The sequence below is a fragment of the Paenibacillus lacisoli genome, from assembly GCF_030580655.1.
Classification (GTDB): domain Bacteria; phylum Bacillota; class Bacilli; order Paenibacillales; family Paenibacillaceae; genus Paenibacillus; species Paenibacillus lacisoli.
This window is the reverse complement of record NZ_JAUQTB010000004.1, coordinates 247,886-270,373: the sequence shown is the minus strand read 5'-3', so window position 1 is coordinate 270,373 and position 22,488 is coordinate 247,886. Positions and strand designations below refer to the sequence as shown.

Annotated in this window: 16 protein-coding genes and 9 tRNA genes; 23 read left to right on the top strand and 2 right to left on the bottom strand. The window is 52.7% G+C overall.

What is annotated here, in order from left to right; translation table 11 throughout:
• The first annotated feature begins 8 nt into the window (after positions 1–8).
• The 9 genes from Q5741_RS10645 (at position 9) to Q5741_RS10605 (ending at position 836) form a co-directional block, all read left to right on the top strand.
• Positions 9–81, top strand: a tRNA-His gene (locus Q5741_RS10645).
• 8 nt (positions 82–89) lie between these two features.
• Positions 90–164: transfer RNA gene (locus Q5741_RS10640), tRNA-Gln, on the top strand.
• Between the two features lie 65 nt (positions 165–229).
• Positions 230–305, top strand: a tRNA-Lys gene (locus tag Q5741_RS10635).
• A gap of 9 nt (positions 306–314) precedes the next feature.
• A tRNA-Leu gene (locus Q5741_RS10630) sits at positions 315–399 on the top strand.
• An 11-nt stretch (positions 400–410) separates the two neighbouring features.
• Positions 411–482 (top strand) — tRNA-Gly (locus tag Q5741_RS10625).
• Positions 483–496: 14 nt separating this feature from the next.
• A tRNA-Cys gene (locus tag Q5741_RS10620) sits at positions 497–567 on the top strand.
• A gap of 13 nt (positions 568–580) precedes the next feature.
• A tRNA-Arg gene (locus tag Q5741_RS10615) sits at positions 581–657 on the top strand.
• Between the two features lie 18 nt (positions 658–675).
• Positions 676–755, top strand: a tRNA-Leu gene (locus Q5741_RS10610).
• A gap of 7 nt (positions 756–762) precedes the next feature.
• Positions 763–836, top strand: a tRNA-Pro gene (locus Q5741_RS10605).
• Positions 837–958: 122 nt separating this feature from the next.
• On the opposite strand, the gene thrS is transcribed toward Q5741_RS10605, so the two are convergent.
• Complete coding sequence (gene thrS / locus Q5741_RS10600) at positions 959–2,872, bottom strand: threonine--tRNA ligase (protein WP_305024075.1); 1,914 nt, start codon at positions 2,870–2,872, stop codon at positions 959–961.
• Between the two features lie 494 nt (positions 2,873–3,366).
• On the opposite strand from thrS, the gene Q5741_RS10595 reads away from it, so the two are divergent.
• From Q5741_RS10595 to Q5741_RS10580, 4 genes are all read left to right on the top strand, one after another.
• Positions 3,367–3,909, top strand: a complete 543-nt coding sequence (locus Q5741_RS10595; protein ID WP_305024052.1) for an RNA polymerase sigma factor — start codon at positions 3,367–3,369, stop codon at positions 3,907–3,909.
• Positions 3,910–4,061: 152 nt separating this feature from the next.
• Positions 4,062–5,624, top strand: a complete 1,563-nt coding sequence (locus Q5741_RS10590; protein WP_305024051.1) for a DUF4179 domain-containing protein — start codon at positions 4,062–4,064, stop codon at positions 5,622–5,624.
• A gap of 183 nt (positions 5,625–5,807) precedes the next feature.
• On the top strand, positions 5,808–6,632 hold the full coding sequence (locus tag Q5741_RS10585) for a basic amino acid ABC transporter substrate-binding protein (protein ID WP_305024050.1): 825 nt from the start codon (positions 5,808–5,810) through the stop codon (positions 6,630–6,632).
• A 3-nt stretch (positions 6,633–6,635) separates the two neighbouring features.
• Entirely contained in the window at positions 6,636–7,289 is a 654-nt protein-coding gene (locus tag Q5741_RS10580) for an amino acid ABC transporter permease (protein WP_305024049.1), read from the top strand.
• Between the two features lie 218 nt (positions 7,290–7,507).
• Here Q5741_RS10580 and Q5741_RS10575 read toward each other — a convergent pair whose 3' ends face one another.
• The gene (locus Q5741_RS10575) at positions 7,508–8,902 is read right to left on the bottom strand and encodes an amino acid permease (RefSeq protein WP_305024048.1); all 1,395 of its coding nucleotides are present in this window, start codon (positions 8,900–8,902) and stop codon (positions 7,508–7,510) included.
• Positions 8,903–9,119: 217 nt separating this feature from the next.
• Here Q5741_RS10575 and Q5741_RS10570 point away from each other — a divergent pair, with 217 nt between their 5' ends.
• From Q5741_RS10570 to Q5741_RS10525, 10 genes are all read left to right on the top strand, one after another.
• Positions 9,120–9,398 (top strand): GNAT family N-acetyltransferase, encoded by a 279-nt coding sequence (locus Q5741_RS10570; protein ID WP_305024047.1) that lies wholly within the window; start codon positions 9,120–9,122, stop codon positions 9,396–9,398.
• A 36-nt stretch (positions 9,399–9,434) separates the two neighbouring features.
• A complete protein-coding gene (locus Q5741_RS10565) occupies positions 9,435–10,232 on the top strand; it encodes an NAD-dependent epimerase/dehydratase family protein (protein WP_305024046.1) in 798 nt (265 codons plus the stop codon).
• 191 nt (positions 10,233–10,423) lie between these two features.
• On the top strand, positions 10,424–13,069 hold the full coding sequence (locus Q5741_RS10560; protein WP_305024045.1) for a PAS domain S-box protein: 2,646 nt from the start codon (positions 10,424–10,426) through the stop codon (positions 13,067–13,069).
• A 197-nt stretch (positions 13,070–13,266) separates the two neighbouring features.
• Positions 13,267–13,452, top strand: a complete 186-nt coding sequence (locus tag Q5741_RS10555; RefSeq protein ID WP_305024044.1) for a hypothetical protein — start codon at positions 13,267–13,269, stop codon at positions 13,450–13,452.
• A 187-nt stretch (positions 13,453–13,639) separates the two neighbouring features.
• Positions 13,640–15,577 (top strand): heparinase II/III domain-containing protein, encoded by a 1,938-nt coding sequence (locus Q5741_RS10550; RefSeq protein ID WP_305024043.1) that lies wholly within the window; start codon positions 13,640–13,642, stop codon positions 15,575–15,577.
• A 50-nt stretch (positions 15,578–15,627) separates the two neighbouring features.
• Positions 15,628–17,691, top strand: coding sequence for a glycosyl hydrolase (locus Q5741_RS10545; RefSeq protein ID WP_305024042.1), 2,064 nt, complete (start codon positions 15,628–15,630; stop codon positions 17,689–17,691).
• Positions 17,672–18,823, top strand: coding sequence for a glycoside hydrolase family protein (locus Q5741_RS10540; protein WP_305024041.1), 1,152 nt, complete (start codon positions 17,672–17,674; stop codon positions 18,821–18,823). The genes Q5741_RS10545 and Q5741_RS10540 overlap by 20 nt, the downstream gene beginning before the upstream one ends.
• 321 nt (positions 18,824–19,144) lie before the next feature.
• Positions 19,145–19,720 carry a DUF420 domain-containing protein gene (locus Q5741_RS10535; protein WP_305024040.1) on the top strand — a complete coding sequence of 192 codons (576 nt, stop codon included), beginning with the start codon at positions 19,145–19,147 and terminating at the stop codon, positions 19,718–19,720.
• 163 nt (positions 19,721–19,883) lie between these two features.
• Entirely contained in the window at positions 19,884–21,338 is a 1,455-nt protein-coding gene (locus tag Q5741_RS10530; RefSeq protein WP_305024039.1) for an aminotransferase-like domain-containing protein, read from the top strand.
• Positions 21,339–21,355: 17 nt separating this feature from the next.
• Complete coding sequence (locus Q5741_RS10525; protein WP_305024038.1) at positions 21,356–22,306, top strand: D-alanine--D-alanine ligase; 951 nt, start codon at positions 21,356–21,358, stop codon at positions 22,304–22,306.
• Positions 22,307–22,488: the final 182 nt, after the last annotated feature.

Sequence of the window (22,488 nt, the reverse complement as noted above, 5' to 3'; positions counted from 1 at the left end):
TAAATATGGCGGTCGTGGCGAAGGGGTTAACGCACCGGATTGTGGCTCCGGCACTCGTGGGTTCAAGTCCCATCGATCGCCCTTTATGTTGGGGATTAGCCAAGCGGTAAGGCAACGGACTTTGACTCCGTCATGCATAGGTTCGAATCCTATATCCCCAGCCATTTCACTTCAAAAGTGAGATAAGCTTGAATGATGGACCTGATTATAATCAGATTTCATCTTGTAAGAGCCATTAGCTCAGTTGGTAGAGCACCTGACTTTTAATCAGGGTGTCGAAGGTTCGAGTCCTTCATGGCTCACCATTATATTATGCGGTCGTGGCGGAATTGGCAGACGCGCACGGTTCAGGTCCGTGTGGGCTAACCCCCCGTGGAGGTTCGAGTCCTCTCGACCGCATCCTATATTTCGCGGACGTGGCTCAGCGGTAGAGCATCGCCTTGCCAAGGCGAGGGTCGCGGGTTCGATTCCCGTCGTCCGCTTTATATATATTTTTGGCGCCATAGCCAAGTGGTAAGGCATAGCTCTGCAAAAGCTTGATCCCCAGTTCAAATCTGGGTGGCGCCTTCACTTTTATTTTGTGCCCTTAGCTCAGCTGGATAGAGCGTTTGACTACGAATCAAAAGGCCGGGAGTTCGAATCTCTCAGGGCACGCCATTATCATTTCTAATATAAGCCGGTGTGGCGGAATTGGCAGACGCGCGCGACTCAAAATCGTGAGGGAAACCGTGGGGGTTCGAGTCCCTTCACCGGCATTGATAACGGGATGTAGCTCAGCTTGGTAGAGCACCTGGTTTGGGACCAGGGGGTCGCATGTTCAAATCGTGTCATCCCGATAAATGAATGAAGAAGAGATGGTATATCACCATCTCTTCTTTTTTTGCTTATATTAATGAAACAGCCAGCAACCACGCTTTTAGGCGGGGCGGGCTGTTTCTTTTATTCAATGTAGAACGGTTTAAGCTTTGGCCTTGATTCTTTCTAGAATAGAAGAAATCACTTCCTCCAATCCTTGTCTGCCCACATCTCCTTCTCCCCGTTCACGCACAGAGACAGACCGATCGTTCTTCTCATTCTCCCCGAGCACGAACATATAGGGTGCCTTCTCCAGCTGAGCTTCACGGATTCTATAACCAAGCTTCTCATTGCGGGCATCCATCGCCACCCGGATTCCTGCGGCCTGCAGCTGCTGCTTTACCTGGAGAGCATAATCCACATAATGCTCTGACACCGGCAAGAGCTTAACCTGCACCGGGGACAGCCAGAGCGGGAAGGCACCTGCATAGTGTTCGGTAATAATGCCGATGAAACGGTCAATGGAACCGTAGATAGCACGGTGAATAACAACCGGTCGCTGCTTATGGTTATTCTCATCCACGTAGTTCAGATCAAACTTCTCTGGCATCTGGAAGTCCAATTGAATGGTACCGCACTGCCAGCTTCGTTTGAGGGCATCGAGGATATGGAAGTCTATCTTAGGGCCATAGAAGGCACCGTCACCCTCGTTCAGCCGGTAGGCGATACCGCGGCGGTCGAGGACATTCTTCAACGCTTGCTCCGCTTCCTCCCACAGTGCCTCAGATCCCATCGAATCCTCCGGGCGCGTCGAGAGTTCTATACTGTATTCAAAGCCGAACACCTGATAGATCCGATCAATTAAAGCCATCGCTTGGCTGATCTCCTCCTCGATCTGATCGGGGCGGACAAACAGGTGGGCATCATCCTGACAGAAGGTCCGCACCCGCATCATGCCGTTCAATGCCCCTGACAGTTCGTGGCGGTGCACTTGACCGAATTCCATCATACGGATGGGGAGGTCCCGGTAGGAGTGAAGTTCATTTCGGTACATCAGCATATGGCCTGGGCAGTTCATCGGTTTCAGGGCAAATGTCGAATCATCCACCTCGGAAAAATACATGTTGTCCTTATAATGATCCCAATGGCCGGATTGCTCCCACAGGCGGTTGTTCATCATAAAAGGAGTTCGTACCTCCGAATAATCATGCTTCAGCTGCAGCTCCCGGGAGAATTGCTCCAGCTGTGTACGCAGCGTCATGCCGTTGGGCAGGTAAAAGGGCATGCCCGGCGCTTCTTCCGAGAACATGAACAGGTTTAGCTCTTTTCCCAGTTTGCGATGATCCCGTTTCCTGGCTTCCTCAAGCAGTTCGAGATGCTCATCTAACTGCTTTTTACGTGGAAAAGAAGTTCCATATATCCGCTGCAGTACCTGTCTCTCGGAATCCCCGCGCCAGTAGGCACCGGCTACATTTTGAAGCTTAAAGGCTTTGATCAGTCCTGTTGATGGAAGATGGGGCCCACGGCACAGGTCCAGGAATTCCCCCTGCTCGTATATACTGATCTCTGCCTCCAGCGGAAGGTCGCGGATCAACTCCAGCTTCAAAGGATTTTCCGGATCAGAGAAGATGGTGAGAGCCTCGTCGCGGCTGACTACTCTGCGTGTAATGGGGAGGTTCTCAAGGACAATCCGTTCCATCTCCTGTTCAATAGCTGCCAGATCCTCCACAGACAGAGGCTGTTTCATATCCATGTCGTAGTAGAATCCGTCTTCAATGACAGGCCCGATTCCAAGCTTCACGGCTGTGGAACCATAGATCCGCTTCACGGCCTGAGCCATGAGATGAGCTGTACTGTGACGGTAAATCTCCAGCCCTTCCGGGCTTTCCAACGTAATGATCTCAATCTGACTATCCTCATGGACCTGGCTGTTCAAGTCTACAGCTCGACCGTTCATTTTCCCAGCGATTGCACTTTTCCCCAGACTGGCACTGATCAAACGGGCGATGTCTGCAATGGTGGTGCCGGAAGCCACCTCTCGTACCGCTCCATTCGGTAAAATAATACGGATGTTCATCTTAACCGCCATGCTGATAAGCCTCCTTTTTACGTTAAAAATTAATGTATTGAACGCAAAAAAACACACATCATCCTCGAAGGGACGAGTGCGTTCAGCTCGTGGTTCCACCCTGATTTGATCTGTACTGTACGGGCACAAAGCCGTATCTGTCACAGATCCTCATTGTCATCCGGTAACGGGGACGAATCGGCAGCGTTTACTGTGTCGGTATGGAGACCGACAGTTCAGCGCCGCGGCTGCAAAGGGGTAATTCCGCATCCGGTTGCTGGAGAAGCTTGCAGCTTGAACTTCTCTCTCTGTACAGCCCGTGAAGGAAATCATGTCTTTGGTCATTGCCTGATATTGGTGCTTGATTTCGTATTATAGCGGCACATCTTCAGAAGGTCAAGGTGGAAATATGAAAAGGATTGTCGAAGTGATAATTCAGATGGAACCATTTCAGTGGGTTATTGGTCGTATAGGTGAATGAAAGAAAGAGAGGTGAAACAGGCATGAATGACCGGGAACTATTTGAAACGTACCGCGAGCACGTATACCGATTCTGCAGGTATATGATGCACAGTGAGGCGGATGCAGAGGACATTTGCCAAGAGGTTTTTGTCAAAGCCATGCTCGCCGATCGCTCTCAGATCAGGGAGTTAAAGCCATGGCTGCTGCGTATCGCGAGCAATGAGTGCATGACGATACTCCAGCGCAGGCGCAAAGGCCACCATAAAGAAAAGCTGGTTTATCTCTTATCTCTGACGAAACGTCAGGCACAGGTAGAAGAAAACTGGGAGAACGCTGAAACAAAAGGGGAATTGGAGCGGTTGTTGGGACAGCTGTCAGTTCCGATTCGTTCGGCCATTCTACTGCGTTACTCCGGTGATCTAAGTATAGCGGAAACAGCAGAAGTGCTGGGGATTGCAGAGGGAACAGTTAAGTCGAGAGTGAATCGCGGATTAAGAATCCTGCGCCGTATGTTTAATGAATCTAGAGATGAAATAGAGCCGGAGGGGGATTGGAAATGGCTGTCTGCGACGAAAAACAAATAATAAAACGGTTAACAAGTACGCCCAAATCTCAACCTGATTATGAGGCGATGTGGACGAACATTCAACAGGAAACAAGTAGGCGAAGAATAGAGAAAGTAAGTCGGGAATACTCCGGACGCGTAGGGATGGATGAGAAACGGGATGCATATCCAGTGGATCGTCGAGCAGTCCACTACAGGAGAAAGTGGATATCTGCCGCAGCGATCGCCGTTTGCTGTCTCGTGATCGGTATCCCGGCCTATGCCGGTCTGCATCTGAATTGGGATCAGTTATTCGGGGGGAAGGCTGTCTCCAGGGCGTTAGAGATGGGGGAAGGCCAGCAGTATAATATGCAGCGAACGTCGGAAGGTGTAACGATGAGTTTGAAGGGAATCGTCACGGACCAGGACATGATGAAGATTCTCGTGTCACTGGAGGTACCTGGGATGGCAGACTTTGACGCTGCGGTAATTGAAGACACCAAGCTGCAAGAGCATGGTGGCAATTCATCTCAAATCTATGGAAGTCTGACAAAAGATAAAAACAATCATGTGCTGCTGGGGATGTATACTACAGAGAATACACTTGAATTAAAGGAAAAAATGTATGACCTGACAGCAAGCAATTTAATCTTTTATCAATATACAAAAATACCGGTCCATTGGGGTGCTGAAGAAGGAGCGAAGATAGCATTGAATGTACCTGAGTATCAAGATATTCGGGTCGAATCGGTTACCCGCAGCGGGGAACAAACCGCTATCCGTTACAGCATAGGCACTCGTGTACCTGTCAATGAGGCCGCGAACCTGGATCCTCATGTGGAACTGACAGAGCATGGGACAAAGTTGAGCACGCTGCATCGGAGTGTCCTTAAGCCAGAGAAAGGGAGACTGGTGATGGAGGACGTCTACCAGGCTGAGCCTGAAACGCTTCGAACGGCATCTGCACAATTGACCTACTTGAAGGAGCAGAAAAAGTACGAGGGAACATGGGCTTTTACTTACAAGGCAGATGGCAAAAAAGCTGGTGAAGCTCTGACCCGCAAAAAGATCGCAGAAGGAAATTCTCAGGATTTGACTCAGAAGACAGGCTTATATCTCAAAGATTTGGTCATTTCCCCACTAAACATCACGGTATCGGCTGAGGAAAAAGAAGGGGGGGCCGAACAATCGAATACCCCAGGAGTCTGGGAAGATGTCCGGTACAAAAGCGTTGCGCTGCAGATGGGCAGCCGAACGATCACAGGTTCTCAGATTAGCAGTACTAACAGTCGCAATGAAGTGACAGGACAGCTGTTTCAATTTGAATCGCCGGAGTGGTATCGGGACTGGTCCGGGGAGCCGATGAAGCTTGAACTGAAAGAGGCTGTTGTTAACAAGCGGGATATTACGCGGAACTGGACTCCATTGGTGAGTCCTGGAGCTAAGAAGCAGTCGACCACCATTCGTACAGAAGATGGATATGAAATTGAATACACTTATTACATGGATGGGGATGATCTTATGGTAGAGTCTCATTCGGATACACCTGGCTTTATACGGATTAGTCAGACCACATTGCGTCTGAAGGGAACGAAAGAGCAGATTTATCCTGAATACCATGAGAGAGGACCCAATCCTATAGGGGATACAGTGGAACGATATCCGAATATTGCGTCGGACAAAGAGTGGGAAATTAATCCCGGAATTTATTTGTTCAACGACCCCCAACGAGACATAAGTCTTCAATTGGAGTGATAGAAGCTATAAGTCAAGCGGCAATGGGCACAGCTGTCATCTTAATGACGGCTGTGTTTTTTATTTTTCTCAAACACTATACAATGTAAACTAAACTTACATAAATACAAAAAATCCATTGTTATCTACTCCGTTTACTGATAATATTTCTGTAAATTCATTCAAAAATGAGGGGGTTAGTCGATGAAAAACAAAATTATGTTATTTATTATTACATTAATGATTGTGTTAGTGGCTGGATGCGGACAGAAACAGAGCAGCTCGACAGCTGCGGGAGAGAGTTCCTCCGGAGGCGGGGACCAAGTGATGTTCGCAACCGATGCCTCCTATGCCCCCATGGAGTATATGGACAAAGACAAGTTGACGGGATTCGACATTGATTTTATTGCAGCGGTTATGGCAGAAGCCGGCTTAGATTATGATGTTAAGAATACCGGCTGGGATACCATGCTGGAGAGCGTTAAACAGGGCAAGGAATATCAGGCGGGGATTTCTTCGGTATCGGTGACGGAAGAACGCAAGCAGACGTATGATTTTTCCCGGCCGTATTTTGAATCCACTAACATGATTCTTGTGAAGAAGGGAAGCGGGATTACCAGCGCCATGGATCTAAAGGATAAGAAAGTAGCGGTCCAGAATGCGACTACTGCAGATACGATCATGACTGGAATTATGGGTGATAACAGCGCCAACCTGAAGAAATTTGACAGCAATCCAATAGCCATTATGGAGCTGGAGAGCGGAGGTGTAGATGCTGTGGTAGCTGATGTGGCCATCGTGAATGAATATGTGAAAAATAATCCGGGCAAGGATATGGAGACCGTGGCGGACCCTGGCAATTTTGCGTCGGAGTATTACTCGATCCTGCTGCCAAAGGGCAGCGAGCTAAAAGCGAAGCTGGACCCGGCGATCCAGAAAGTGATTGATAATGGCGAATATGCGAAGATTTACAGCAAATGGTTCGGCAAGGAACCGGATCTGGCGAATCTGAAGAACGCGAAGGAATAGGCTATGGATTTTAACTTTGATATTATTGCCGGTTATCTGCCTTTATTTCTCAAAGGAACGCTGCTGACCATCGGAGTGTCGGCCGCTTCCATTCTGCTGGGGGCTGTTCTCGGATTGTTCGTCGGTTTCGGCAAAATGGCGTCCAGCCTCTGGCTGCGGCTTCCCATGAGTGGGTATATCAACTTCTTCCGCGGAACGCCGCTGCTCGTGCAGGTGCTGCTCGTTCATTTTGGCCTGGTGCCGATGCTGATCGGTGAGACAAACGTGATCGTGGCGGCCATCCTTGCGCTGACGCTGAATTCGGCGGCCTATACGGCGGAGATTTACCGGGCAGGTATTCAATCCATCGATCACGGACAGCGTGAGGCGGCCTATTCTCAGGGGATGAGCCACTGGCAGGCGATGCGGTATGTCATTCTGCCTCAGGCTGTGAAGCGGATGATCCCTGCTTTTGGCAATGAATTTATCGTCTTGATCAAGGATTCATCGCTGGTGTCTGTCGTCGCTGCCCCGGAGATTATGTATTATGCCAACTCCATGCGAGGGCAGTATTACAAGGTGTGGGAGCCGTATTTGACGGCGGCACTTATTTATCTGGTCCTCACTTATTTTCTAAGCAAGCTGCTGCTGCTGATTGAGCGGAGGATGGAAGCGTAAACCAAGACCCGAGAATCGTCTTTTGGACGTTCTCGGGTTTTATTAATGATCTGAAAGATTGTATACCGACCGTATCTGATCTGTGCCAGACCGTATACGAACTGAAAGCTAAAAAGCTGGTAACCGTGTGATCAGTAACGGTGTGATCATTCGTTCCAGCAGTGCAAGAAAAGAGGCCTTTTCCATCTCGGACAATGGAAAAGACCTCTTTTCGATTTCTAGCCTCTTCTGGACTTCAGCAGCAGCGGATAGAACAGAATCCCGCTCACAATCAGCGCTAGACCCAGCAGGAAGGTGTTAAGATTCGCGGTCCCCGCAATAATCACCCAGAGGGAGTAAATCGCAGCCAGAGCTGCAATGATGCCCTCCGTCACACGCTCCTTCTGCAGCGTATAGGTTTCGCCGGTCCAGACCAGCTTGAGCTGATACAGCGAAGCGATCAGGTAAGGAACCAGATAGGCCAGCGTAGCGATCGTGATGATAAAGTCAAACGCCGCCGATATGGAGCCAGAGATGGTAGAGAACAGCAGCAGCTGGCCCAATGCGTTAGAAACCCAGAGCGATACCTTCGGCATACTCTTGCTGTTCTCCTTGGCAAAAGACGGCAGGAACACGCCCAGCTTGGCAGCCTGGAACGGCACCTCGGCGCTCAGGAGCACCCAGCCGATGGTGGAACCGAGCAGGCTGATCAGCCCAAGGCCGGCAAGCAGTTTGCCGCCGACAGATCCCAGCACCGTAGAGATGCCGTCTACCAGCGGATTCTGGGAAGCCATCAGCTGCTCTTGTGTCAGCAGGCCCATGGTCAGGATGCTGATCCCGACATACAGAACGATCGAGATCAGCAGGCCGGCAATGGTCGCACTGCGGATATCCTGCTTGCGGCGGGCGCGTGCGGCGAAGACCATGGCGGATTCAACGCCGATAAAGGCCCACAGTGTGGCAATAGCAGCCGCATTGACCTGGGAGAGCAGCCCGAGCGTCTCGCCGCTCTCATTGGTGCGCGGAGCCAGGAACGGTCCGATATTGCTCTGCTGAAAGGCAAACAGGGCAATGATAATAAAGAGCGCAAAGCCGATCACTTTGGTCGCCGTAGCGATGAAATTCAATCGTCCGGCCCCGTTCATACCGCGGAGGCAGATCGCATGCGTACCCCACAGCAGGATCGAGCAGACGAGGAACGTCAGGGCGTTTCCTGCTTTGAGCGTAAAGCTTCCCGCTGTCAGCCATACCTTGTCACTGGTGAGAACCGGGAAGAAGGTGGACAGATAGCTGGCAAAGGTTGTAATCACAGCTACAAAACCGGCAATATTGCCGACCCAGTAGCCCCAGGTGGACATAAAGCCGGCCAACAGGGAGCCGTGAGAGCCTTCGCGGAACAGTTCTTTCGCATAAATCTGCGGACCGCCGCTCAGCTCCGGCTTGCGGACCGCCAGGCTGCCAAAGACAAGCGCTAGCATCAGAACGCCCAGGCCCGTAGCGGCCCAGGCGAGAATAACCCCGGCAGGACTTGCCGCCTCCGACAACGAGCGGGGCAGCATGAAGATCCCGGAACCGACCATGTTGCCGACAACAAGGGCGGTCAGAATCCAGAAGCCTAATTTATGTCTGGTCATGGATGATAAACCCCTTTTACAAGTTAAATTGAAATTGGATCAGCGCAATAAAAATATCTGACAGGTACCTATCATACACTTTCTTCTGCTAAAGCACCAGAGTAAATTTTAGGATTGAGTCATTTTTCAGGTGGCACCCAGGCCCGACGTTTCGGCAGTACCTGCAAAGGGGAAGAATTAAAGAGGTCTACCTACATTGCGAAGGAGCGTGAATGAAATGAGAGAAATCCAGCAGAACAGCCAGGGGCTGGTGATGGTTGAGGATGGACAGGAAGTGGCAGAAATCGGCTTCCAGCCGGTTGATGATCACACGATTATGATCGATCATACGTATGTTTCTGAACAGAAACGTGGGCAGAAGCTCGGAGATGAGCTGGTCAAGGCAGTAGTCGAGATGGCCCGCAAGGACAAGAAGCAGATTGTTCCGGAATGCTCCTTCGCGCTTGCGCAGTTCAAGCGGCATGAGGAATATCAGGATGTATGGCAGAAGGAGTAGAGCCGGCAGGCAGAATGAACCGGAGGTGAGCTAGATATGAGTCGAAAAATACTTGTGACCGGCGCAGCAGGGCGAATTGGCAGCTGTGTGGCGGAAGGCTTGAAGGCAAGCGGCCGTTATGAGGTGACAGCGACCGACATTCATGCCGATCCGGCGCGCGGTGTTACCAAGCTGGACGTTACCGATGGAACGGCGGTAGAGGAAGCGCTGCGCGGGATTGATACCGTGCTTCATTTCGGCTGGGCGAAGGATGAAGAGGACTTTCTGGGCAAAGTGCTGCCTGTGAATGTCACGGGAGCTTATCATATCTACGAGGGTGCCCGCAAAGCCGGAGTCTCCCGCGTGATCTTCGCCAGCTCTAACCATGCAACCGGCTTCTACAAGGTCGGCGAGGAGATTACACCGGAGGATCATCGTCCGGACAGCTTCTACGGTCTGAGCAAAAGCTACATCGAGCTGCTGGGGCGGCTGTACGCTGACAAGTATGGCGTCTCCTCCTTCAATATACGGATAGGGAACTTTCCTGGAGACGACCGTCCGCATTCAGACCGGGCTGCCCATATCTGGATCTCCAGACGCGATATGGTGCAGCTGGCCGAATGCTGTATTGAAGCAGATGCTTCCGCGGCCTTCCTCAGTCTATACGGTACTTCGGCCAACGAAGATAACTACTATGATATTGGCTATCTGAAGGAACAAATCGGATACGCCCCTCAGGATAATGCGGCAGACGTCCTAGCCCGGTATGGTCTGAGGGAAGAGGAGCTTAAGCAGGAAGAGGGCGAATATCAGGGAGGACCTGGTGTGCGGCGAACAGTTGGGGAAGGTTCATGACAGCTTTTGTATAACCTTACCAGCGAAAATGATAGAAACTGAAAAGTATGGAAGCATCGGTCTTCAGCCGGTGCTTTTTTGTTTTTCAAGGAGCTCCCGGCAGTTTTTTTGTATAGGCTTGAATCTGAATTCGTGATAAATTGATCTTAAGATACCCATGCCGGAAACAGCAGAAAAGAAGGAGGAAGATCATGCTTCACCACTCGGAAGATTCTTCTAAGATTTATGAGCATATTTATACACTGGCTCCGATCGGTATAGCCATTGCTTCTCCTGATCAGGGTGTTTGGCTTAAGATGAACCCTGCCTTCTGCGATATGCTGGGTTACACGGAAGCGGAAATGCTGAATCGCTCCTATCTGGAGTTTACACATCCTGAAGATAAGGAAATTCAGTATGTAGAAGAGATGGGATCCAGACTGTACGGACCTGCTCAGCAGCACATCACTTATGAAAAGCGTTATATTCATCGTGAGGGGAATACGATTTGGGTGTCGGTGCATCTTTCCCTGATCCGGAACGAGGAGAACGGCGAGCCCAACTATGTGATCGTTCAAGCCGCGGATATTACGAACAAGAAGCAAGCACAGGAACAAGTATCGGAGAGCCGGGAAATGTACAAGCTGATGACCGAGAACCGTAACGACATTTTCTCCTATACAACGCCGGAAGGGACCATAATCTACATATCCCCGTCTATCAAGAAGCTGCTGGGCTGGACACCGGAAGAGATGGTGGGTACCAACCAGCAGCTCTATTATCATCCTGAGGAACTGGACAGCTACGAGCCGGATGCGAAGCTCCAGCTTGGGGATAAGGCTATGCTGCGGCGTGTTCGGCATAAGGATGGTCATTATCTATGGCTGGAGATCATGGTAGAAATCGTCTATAACGATCAGGGCGAACCGGCTAAAGTCATAACGCTGGGACGCGATGTGACTGAGCGGAAGCATACAGAGGATATATTGGCTGAGGCGCAGCGGATTGCCCATATAGGCTCCTGGAGCTGGGACCTGGTCAAGGGTGAGCTGCTGTTCTCGGAAGAGACCCGCAGAATTTTCAGGTATACCCTTGAATCCAGCCATCCGGATGAGAGTATGTTCGTGAAATACGTTCATCCGGATGACCTGCAGGCGGTTAATGAAGCGATTATGAAAGCAGTCAGAGGATTGCAATCCGGCGAGCGGTCCCAGATTGCATACCGAATCATTCTGCCGGATGGTGAAATCCGGGATATTCTTAGCCAGTGGGAAATTCAGCGTGATATGGAAGGAAAACCGATTTATCTAATCGGAATGATTCAGGATACAACAGATTACCGCCGGATGGAACTTCGCCTCAGCAAAAGTGAGCAGATGTACCGTTCTTTGTTTGAATATCATCCGGCGGGTGTATACTCCCTGGACTTGCAAGGGCATATTCAGTCATCCAATCATGCCATGGAGCAGCTGACAGGCCATTCCAAGGAGGAACTGGCGGGCAGGGATCTGCTGGACGTTGTGCATCCTGATCAGCGGGCAGATGCTCGGCAGTGGTTCGAGCAGGCTCTGGAAGGCCATGCATCAGCCCATGAATCCGTATGGGTTCACCGCTGCGGACATGAAGTGCAGGTGAGTATGGTAAATCTGCCGATTGTAGTGGAAGGCAAAATTGTTGGCGTATACGGTATCGCCAGTGATGTTACGAATCAGAAAGAATATGTTGAGCAGATCCAGCAGCTCAGCTATGAGCATACCCTGATTCTTAATTCGGTGTCTGAAGGGATCTTCGGAATGAATGGAGAGGGAAAGGCGATGTTCATTAATCCGGCGGGTGCACGTATGCTGGGTATCGAGGTTGGAGAGTTCGCTGGTGAGCCTTACTGGAATATGATTGATCAGCTGTATCTTGGCAGCAAGCCTCTGACAGCCCAGGATGCCGTTTCTTCAGCTATATGGGAGCAGAACGTACTAGATGAGTACCGGGAAGCTGTTTTCTGGAGAAAAGACGGTTCAAGCTTCCTGGTATCCTATCGGGTTACGCCGCTGTATGACCAAGACAAATTGATGGGTGCAGTCATCGTCTTTCACGATATTACGAATGAGAAAGCCATCCTGCGGGCCAAGGAATCAGCTGAGCGGGCGGATCGGGCCAAATCGGAATTTTTGGCTGTACTCAGCCATGAGCTGCGCACCCCCATGAACGGGATGCTCGGCATGTTGAGTCTGCTGCTGGATACACCGCTGGATGAGGAACAGCGGGCTTACGCCACGGTCATCAATGACAGTAGTGAATCGCTGCTCCATATCCTGAACGAAGTGCTCGATTTCAGCAAGATCGAGTCAGGCAAAATGGAAATCTCACAGGAGCCAGTCGAGCTCCGGTCTGTGCTGGCCCATGTGCTGGAGCTTTTCGCACCAAAGGCGGCAGAGAAAGGCATATCATTAACTTCACAGATCGACGAGCAAATTCCTGAGCTGGTCATCACGGATGGAGCGAGAATCCGTCAAATTCTGGTCAATCTGGTGAGTAATGCGATCAAATTTACCGAAGCCGGACATGTACAGGTGGTGTTGGAGCAGCTTGCAATAAGCAGGGAGGAGACTTGCGTTCTAAAATGGAGTGTGCGCGATACAGGGATCGGCATTCCGAAGGACAAGCAGGAACAGCTCTTTCAATCCTTTTCCCAGCTGAATCACGGTTTGAACCGGAAATATGGCGGGACCGGCCTAGGTCTCTCCATCTGCAAGAAGCTCGTTGAGCTGATGGACGGTGTCATCGGTATGGAGAGCGAAGAAAATGAAGGCTCCTCCTTTCATTTTACGCTCCCGTGCGGCATGCTGGGGGAATCGGTTTAACCATATATCGCCGGAAAACATAAATATAAGCAAAATTTAACCTGATTTTAAGCTGATTCCAAGCATCTATTAACGAGAATGGTATATAATAGAATATATCAGCAAGGAGCAGAGACAACTTGTCCCGCTGATGTTAGGAAGAGTGTATGCTCCTACAGCAATGAACCGCAATGCGTTCAACCAAAGGAGGAGTTCATATGGATTACGGTACAAGAGGCTCGCTGTGGATGACTGACTTTCTGCGCAGTTCCGAGCAGGAGAAGAAGAAACGAATCCAGGAAGCGAAGAAAAGCAATGATCTCCAACTGATGGCCAGCATTCATTTTCATCTCTCGCTGCGGAATCAGCAGGATCTCATTGAGCTTCACCAAAAAACCAGCTAATGGCTTCCATTACGAAGCTCACATAAGAACGTTATGCCTGAATAAGGCATGGCGTTTTTTTATTTTATTCTATAATGAAACCCCTTACATCCACTTGCGGAATTGATTACAATGAACTCAATCATGGGATGGATGAAACTGAAATGAGGATGTCACGTTCGAAAACGGCGGATTAGGGAGGTTGGATATGGAAGCGGTGAACGGGCAGTGGACGGATGGATTATTAAGCGGCTCATTCTTTGAAAAGGCGAAAGAGGAATTAGGTGCAAGTTGGAGGTCCCGGCTCAGAAAGACCCATAAAAACCCCGTGTTCAGTACGCTATGGAATGAGCTGGAAGAGATAGCGGCTGCAGCTGGCAGTGAACCGCTGCCCGTTCTGTCTTTTGGCTTGTTCCGCCAATATGCGGAGAGCGGCGGCCGCCTCGAATATGAACAGGTTTATTTTGAACGGCGGGGAAGGCTGTGTGCCTCCGTCCTGCAGGCGGTCGTTGACCCGGCCTTCGAACGGATCGCTGTGCTGGAAGACATGCTGTGGGAAATCTGCGGGGAATATACCTGGTGTTTGCCTGCCCATCTTCCACAGGATAAGCAGGTCAGACCCGCTTGGGAAGAGGTGGATCTGTTTGCTTCAGAAACAGCGGGAATGCTAGCCGAGGTTGTTTTGCTGCTGGGAGATGCCCTAAATCCGGTGCTGGCTGACCGGATCCGGGAGGAAGTTCAGCGGCGCGTGCTGACACCTGTCTTTGAGCGTGGGGATTCCTTTGGCTGGCTGACGGCCTGTCATAACTGGGCTGCGGTATGCGGGTCCGGCTGTGGCATAGCGGCCCTGCTCCTGATGGACGGGAACAAGATGCGCAGCAAGTCAGCCGCCCGAATGGCTGAAGTGATGACCTCTTTCCTGCAAGGCTATGCCGAGGACGGAGGCTGTTCGGAAGGGCTGGGTTATTGGGTGTACGGATTTGGCTATTTTGTATATTTTGCAGATCTGCTGCATACGTTCAGTTCCGGGCGCATAGATCTTCTGGACACGGCCAAGGTCCGGACCATCGCTCTCTTCCCGGACCATATCCATCTCTCCCGAGGAACTTACGTTAACTATTCCGACAGCTCGGATCACGAAATTGTACCTTCGGGGCTGCTGAGCCGGCTGGCGGAGCTGGATGACAGACTCACATCAGTCCCGCTGGATCTTCCCCGCTACAGGCAAGATCCGTGCCGCCGCTGGGCACATCTTCTGCGCAATCTGCTGTGGAGCCGCCCGTCTTCCAATGGCGGCGAGCCGCATAAGGCGGATTATCTCGCTGACCTGTCCTGGCTGGTCTGCCGGTACGCTGAGAGGGACCAGCCGATAATGCCTGTACTGGCGTTTGCCGCCAAGGGCGGCCATAATGGCGAGTTTCACAACCATAATGATTTGGGACATTTTATCCTGCATGGCGGCGGGGAAAATCTGCTGGTAGATCTGGGCGCCGGGGAATACTCGAAGGACTATTTTGCAGATGGACGGGATGCTATTCTTCAGATCTCTTCGGAAGGGCATTCCGTGCCATTGATTAACGGCGTTGCACAGCGAAGCGGCCATACGGCTGCAGCCCGGGTCGTCGAAGTATCCATCCAGAGGAACGAGGCTGTCATGGAGCTGGACCTGACCTCCGCGTATCCGGTCGAGGCAGACCTGCAGCGATACCATCGTCGCCTGGAGTGGAAGCAGGGAGAAGGGCAGGCTCAGCTTCTCCTGCAGGACCGATTCGAGTTTGGCACGGCTCCAGGCCAGGTGGAGGAACGGCTGATCAGTCTGATCCGTCCTGCTGAAGAAGCAGGCAGACTAATCTGGAACGGGAAGAATGCATACCTAACTCTTAACTATCCCAGGGATCAATGGGCAGTTTCTGTGGAGGAGTGCGTCACCTCGGCACATGACGGATCTCCGATGACGGTATATCGTACGAAACTGCTGCTGCAGGACAAGAAGCAGGAGCGGAAGGGATCCGCAGGTCTCGAAGCCTGCCTGTGCGAGCTCCGTTTGATATTGTCTGGATACCATAGCAACAAACCGGCCGAGGCCCGTCAGAGGCAGCACAGCCGCCAGCCGGAACGGAGAATCAGCCGCAGCCGCCGGGGGTGACGAGGTTCATCGCAGCGCATCAACCATTCATATGAAATGGAGTGAAGGATATGAATCAAGCGGGATCGAACAGGCATGGTATCGGCGAAAGACAGGTAGATCACCAAGCAAGGGATCAACAGGCTCAGGGCAGTCCGTTTGTGCCGGAAGCTTATCCCTGGAGAGAGATGCTGGAAGATTACATCCATACCGCTGCTGCGGATACAGAGTCCGGCAGCTTTGAGCCTACCGGCTGGAGCGGGGAACGTAAGCTGGATCTGCTTTTGAATCTGGTGACGGCGTATTCGGTTTACCAGGACGAGCTGGGGGCAATCATTGATCCTTACTCCGCAGCCGAGCGCTATTATTCCACACCGGGATATGCACTGGCAGCAGCGGTGCTGGTACATCACGGTTATGAAGAACTGCTGCCCTCAGCAGAGAAGGCGCTCTCTCACAGCATCAGACTGCTGACGAGCGGGCAGGCTCCCGATTCGCACCCGGACTTCTTCCCGGTGCTGATCATGGGGGCGTATCGCCTGCTGAGCCCCAGGCTGCCGGGGCAGGCTGCTGTCTGGCGGAAAGCATTGTCCCAGATTCAACCGGAAGACGATTATGTATTCACGATGCGCAGGCAGAACAATCCAAATCGGATGATCAACTGGAACGCGATTATGATTTCGGGCGAGTACTTGAGATTTCGGGAAGGACTGGCTTCAGAGAGCAGCTGGATGGATGAATATCTGCAGTTGTATCACCTGCCGCGGTTCACTCCGCTCGGTTTCTACCAGGACGGTCCGCTGCATCTCCCGAATTCTCCGTTCGCCTATGACATCGTCACCCGCTATCACCTGGGCGTGATGTGCGCAGCCGGCTACGGCGGAGCGGCCGCGCAGGAGCTGCGCCGCAGCCTGCGCCAGGGCGCGCTGAGCTCGCTGTTGACGCTCTCGCCGCTCGGGGAGCTGCCGCCGCGCGGCCGCAGCTCCCAGCACCAGTGGAACGAAGGCGCCGCGGCCTTCGTCTTCACAGACCAGGCGCAGCAGGCACAGGCTGCGGGCGAGACGGTGCTGGCCGGCGCATTCCGGCGGGCAGCCAACCTCTGCTGGGCGGCGGTGGACCGCTGGCGTGATGCGGACGGATCGCTCCACATCGTCCGCAACTACTACCGCCCGGCAGACCGCCATGGGTATGAGGTATACACCAATCATACCTGCTACAACCTCTGGACGGCGGCTGCCTTGGCCTATGCGCTCCTCCACGAGGAGCGACTGGCTCTGCCGCCGGAGATGCCGGTGCCGGCTGAAGCGGGCAGCCGGGTTCTGGTGACGGACGGCTGGTTCCAGACCGTCGTCGCCCAGGTGCCGGGACAGCAGGTGGTCGTTCAGACTTCGCTGAACGACCCGTATAATATTCCCGGCATCGTCCGTATTCAACGCGCCGGCCTGCCGGCGTTGATCGGTCCTTCCGCGGGCGGGCATCTGGACCGCGGATTTACCGGCTTCGCCGAGGGGGAGACCTTTCCCCTAAGCTACAGTCCGGCCTGGATGACACTGGATGGGACCTGGCACAGCCTGTCAGAGGGAATCCGGGGCAGCCAGCCGTTCGACCGGGATATCGGCATCGACCCGGCTGATGGGGGCGGCACGGCAGAAGTCCGGCTCCTGTCCGCCGCTGCGGGTTGTGCCGAATGGGAAGTAAGCTGGAGCGGCAGCTTTGCCGGGGTATCGCAGGTGAGTGCCCGCTTCTGCCAGCGGCCGGGCCATATTCAGGTGACCTACCGGCTGAAGGGAGACGTGGAGAAGACGGGAGCGCTTCTGCCGCTCTTCGCTTATGACGGCAGGGAGCACAGTGAGATCGCGGTGGGAGAGGATCGGGCCTCTGTCCGTTATGGCGGTGCTGCACTGGTCATCACAGCAGCAGCGGGAACCCGGTTGACGGAACCGCCGCTTCTGAATCAGGTGGCCTCCCGCAACGGATGGTTAAAAGGAATTCGTCTGGAAGCGCCGGATCACCGGGAAATATCCTTCGTGATTACCCTGGATCAAAACGGGCGGCAAACGGCCGGAGAAGGCATATCCGAGACAGCAGCAAGAGGAGAAGGGAGCGGCAATAACCATGACCATATCAGAGTCTAACTGGCTTCAGACCGCCTGGAGCGAAGCAGAAGCGGCTGTTCTGCGAACAGCCCGGAGGATCGGGGGTGGCTTCCCGCATGTAGTACTGAATGGCCGGTATGACGAACGGGAACCGGAATGGTGGACCGCAGGCTTTTGGCCGGGATTGCTCTGGCTGGTGGATCTGGAGCATCCGGAGCTGCAGCTGGCCGAACGTGCAGCCCGTTGTGAAGAACAGCTGGGCGCGGTGCTGGATGATCCGGAGAAGGTCGACCACGATCTTGGTTTCATCTGGCTCCTTAGCGGTGTGGCTTCCTACCGGGCGACCGGACATGCGGATTCCCGCCGGCGCGCACTGCTTGCCGCGAATCTGCTGGCAGCCCGGTATAATGTGACAGGTGCGTTTATCCGTGCCTGGAACTTTCCGTCACCCTTCATGGACACACGCGGGGTTGCCATCATTGACAGCATGATGAATCTTCCGCTGCTGTACTGGGCCACGGAGGAGACCGGCGATCCGCGTTATGCAGCCCTTGCCGTCCGCCATGCCAATACAGTGGCTGAGACTTTCGTCCGCGAGGACCGCTCCATCCGGCATGTGGTGGAATTTGACCTTTCCAGCGGAAACATGCAGCGGGAACATGGAGGGCAGGGCTTTGGCGCAGGTTCTGCCTGGGCACGCGGGACGTCCTGGGCCCTGCACGGGTTTGCCTTGGCTTATGGCTATACCGGTGATCTGCGACATCTGGCGATTGCCGAGAACACGGCAGATTTTTTCCTGGAAGAGCTGGGCGGGGAGGCAGTGCCTTGCTGGGATTTCCGGGCTCCCTCCGGGCACCGGGAGGCATGGGATTCATCGGCCGCTGCCATTGCGGCAAGCGGACTGCTTGAACTGGAGCGTTATTCGGCGCGGGGAGAACACTATGGGGCGGCAGCCCGAAATTTGGTCCGGCGGCTGCATGAAGACTATACCCAGCGGGATGGGGATAGCGAAGGCATTCTGACGCACGGGACGGTTCATTATCCCGAGCAGCTGTATGTCAACCATTCCATAATTTATGGTGATTATTTCTATGTAGAGTCACTGGCCAAGCTGCGGGGACATCAAGGCTTGTTCCGCGTGACAACCTCGCTGTGCAGTGATCGGCCATAATTCGAATGAGCAGTTTTCATCCGTGAGATGGAAAAGGAGATGGACCGGGTGTATAAAACCGGTGGGATGCTGAAGGAGCTGGCGGCGAATCCCCGCTGCCTGTCTATCAGCCTACAACGAGAGCCAAGGCCTCCTCAGGGAGGTCTTTGTTTTTTATAATAATATAAAGCCAAAAAAAAGAGGGATTGCTAGGATAATCTTTTGCCCAGAATAGAGGTAAATGAGGAAAAAGCTAAATGTTCAAAGTGTTGTCACTTCCCATATGGAGATTGTGAGCAATATAATTGATATAGAATGCTAATGATGGAGGAGACTGCGGAAATGAGCACTAACCAAAGGGACAAGCAGGCTGAGCAGCCTTACGTTCCGACCTCGAATAGAAACTTTACCGCTTTGATCATTGCTGTGTCCGTAATTGCGAATGTGGTGATTTTGCTGCTGTTCTTTTCGCCGATCGGCTATCAGGGCTCAGTCAGCTTTGATTTAACGATTTTCCCACGGTTGAATGCGATCTTTAACAGCTTCACATTTATCTTTTTGGTGGCTGCACTGATTGCGATTATCCGCAAAAATGTAAAGGTTCATAAGGCTTTTATTCTTGCCGCCTTTACGACAACCCTTCTGTTCCTCGTGTCCTACCTGACGTTCCACTATGTATCGCCGGATACAGCGAAATATGGGGGAGAAGGGATCCTTCGCCCGATCTACTTCTTTATCCTAATTACGCACAGCTTTCTCGCAGCCGTCATCGTGCCGCTGGCACTCTTTACGGTCGTATGGGGCTGGACGATGCAGATTCAGAAGCACCGCCGCATTGCGCGCTGGACGATGCCGATCTGGCTGTATGTCAGCATCACGGGTGTAGTTGTATACCTGTTCATGGCGCCTTATTATTGATCTCTGGAAAATAGCGAATGCAGACCGGATTCTCCCTTGCGGGGGAATCCGGTTTTTTACTGTTGCCTGGACAGGCAGACCAGCGAAGGCAGCATTTGCATCAGCAGCGGCTCTTTCTCCTGCCTGCAAATTATGTCAAGATACGGATAAGGAGATGACTCAGATGTTCAACAATTTCAGGCCCCGTGAGGGGGAAACGGTCTATCTGCAGGTGCATGATTTCCTGAAGCAGATGATCCGGACGGCGGCCCTGCAGCCCCATGATAAGCTGCCCTCGACTCGTGAGATGGTAGGCAGGCTCGGTGTCAGCCGCAATACGATCATTGCCGCCTATAACCAGCTGGAGCTGGAGGGGCTGATCTACTCTATACAAGGAAAAGGGAGCTTCGTACAGGAAGCTGCCGGTCCTTCCGTAGCTGCATGGGAGATGAACTGGAACAGCCGGATCAACGACTATGCCGGCGTAGCGGAAGAGATGGATCCGCTGAAGCATGGGGTGCGGCCGGAACGGGGGATGATTGCCTTCAGCAGCATCGCGCCTGATGAGAAGCTGTTTGACCTTAATAATTTCAAACGTGCCTTTCTGGACCGGGTCTCTATCGAAGGAGAAGTAGTGCTAAATTACGGGTATGCCCAGGGTTATCAGCCTTTGATTGACTACCTCAGAGGTTATATGGAGAGCAAAGGGACCGACATGTTCGGCAAGGACATTCTGATCACGAACGGCTTTACGGAAGGACTGGATCTGCTGCTCTCTTCTTTCCGCAAGCGCAGCGGCCGCATTCTGTGCGAAAACCCGACCCATCACTCGGCACTCCGTTTATTCCGGATGCATGGCTTTGAGGTGCGGGGGGTAGCGATGGAGCCTGACGGCCTCGATCTGGAACAGCTGGAGGCGGCCTTGGCAGAGCAGGCTTACGATCTGGCCTACCTGATCCCCTCCTATCATAATCCGACAGGTATTGTGATGTCTCCGGACAAAAGAGTGGAAGCTCTGCGGCTGTTCGGCCGTTATGGGGTACCCGTCGTAGAGGACGGCTTCAGTGAAGAGCTTCGTTATTCGGGTGCGCATGTAGCGCCGCTGATCGCAACGGGAGGAGCCGGCAACGGTGTCGCTTATATCGGCAGCTTCTCGAAGATTCTGTTTCCGGGCATCCGGGTCGGCTGGCTTGCGGCTGACCGGGAGCTGATCGATGCGCTGGAGAGCGTCAAACGGGCACGCAGCATTCACACATCGACACTTGACCAGTCCCTGCTTTATCAGTATCTGCATAACGGTTATTTTGACAAATATCTGAAAAAGGCAAGACAGGTCTACAAATCGCGCTATGAGGCTGCGGTTCATGCGTGCAGAGAGCATATTCCCTTCGTGCGGCTGTCGGGAGACGGCGGACTGCATCTGTTCGTCGAGCTGGACCCGGCCGTCGATACCGAAATTTTGCTGGATCAATGTTATGAGCAGGGGGTGGTCTTCACCCCTGGGGAAACGTTCTATACCGACGGTGGCGGGCGCCATACGATGAGGCTGGGCTTCTCGCGTCTGACGGAGGAGCAGATCGAACGGGGGATCTCAGTCATCGGCCGGACCATCCGGACATGGGAACCGGCAAACGAATGAATAACAGGAGGAGTCACATGAAAGTCGGAGTCATCATGGGTGGGAATTCGTCAGAACGGGCCGTCTCCCTGGAGAGCGGCAGGGAGATCATGCAACATCTGGATCAGAACAAATATGAAATCATGCCGATTGAGCTGGGCGAGGGCGCAGACTGGATCGGACAGGTAGAAGGGCTGGATCTGGCCTTTCTGGCCCTGCACGGTAAATACGGGGAGGACGGCACGATCCAGGGAACCTTGGAGACGCTGGGTATTCCGTATACAGGAAGCGGTGTGACGTCGAGCAGCCTCTGTATGGATAAGCACCTGTCCAAGAAGCTGATCGCTTCCGAAGGTGTGGCCACGCCGGCGTGGGTACTGGCCCGTACCGGAGAAGAGATTCCCTTCGAGCTGGCCGAACGGCTGGGATATCCGCTGGTTGTGAAGCCGAACACCGGCGGTTCCAGTGTCGGTGTTACACTGGCTTCGGACCGGAGGCAGCTCATATACGCAGTTGAAGAGGCTTGGCGATGGGACAGCGAAGTGCTGATTGAACAGTATATTGAGGGGGAAGAGCTGACCTGCGGCCTGCTGGACGGCAAACTGCTGCCGACGATTTCCATCCGGCACCAGGCGGACTTCTTTAACTATGATTCCAAATATGTAACCGGCATGGCTGAAGAGACAGTCGCTGTGCTGCCTGCCGCACTGGAGCAGGCGGTGCAGGCAGCGGCGCTGACGTGCTATCAGATACTCAAATGCAGGGTCTACGCCAGGGTAGACCTGATGGTAAAGGACGGCATTCCTTATGTGATGGAGGTGAACACCCTGCCCGGCTTGACGGCGAACAGTCTGCTGCCGAAGAGTGCCTCAGCGGCCGGGATCTCCTATCCGGAGCTGCTGGATGCCATTATTGAAATTTCGTTAAACAGCGGCGGGAAATCTGGAACCACTGACGACTCTAAAGCTGGCTTAAGAACACAAATATAGACTTCTTAAGACTCAATACAGCTTAAGAAAGCCCCTTGAACGATGAAAGGGGCTTTTATCGTTTTCTTATTTTCCCTCCTCCAATCTTTCATTTCATAATATTTCATGACACTTACATCTATACGTTACATATAAAAGAAAAAATATTCCTTCAAAATATATTTTTTTGAAATAAAACTCCA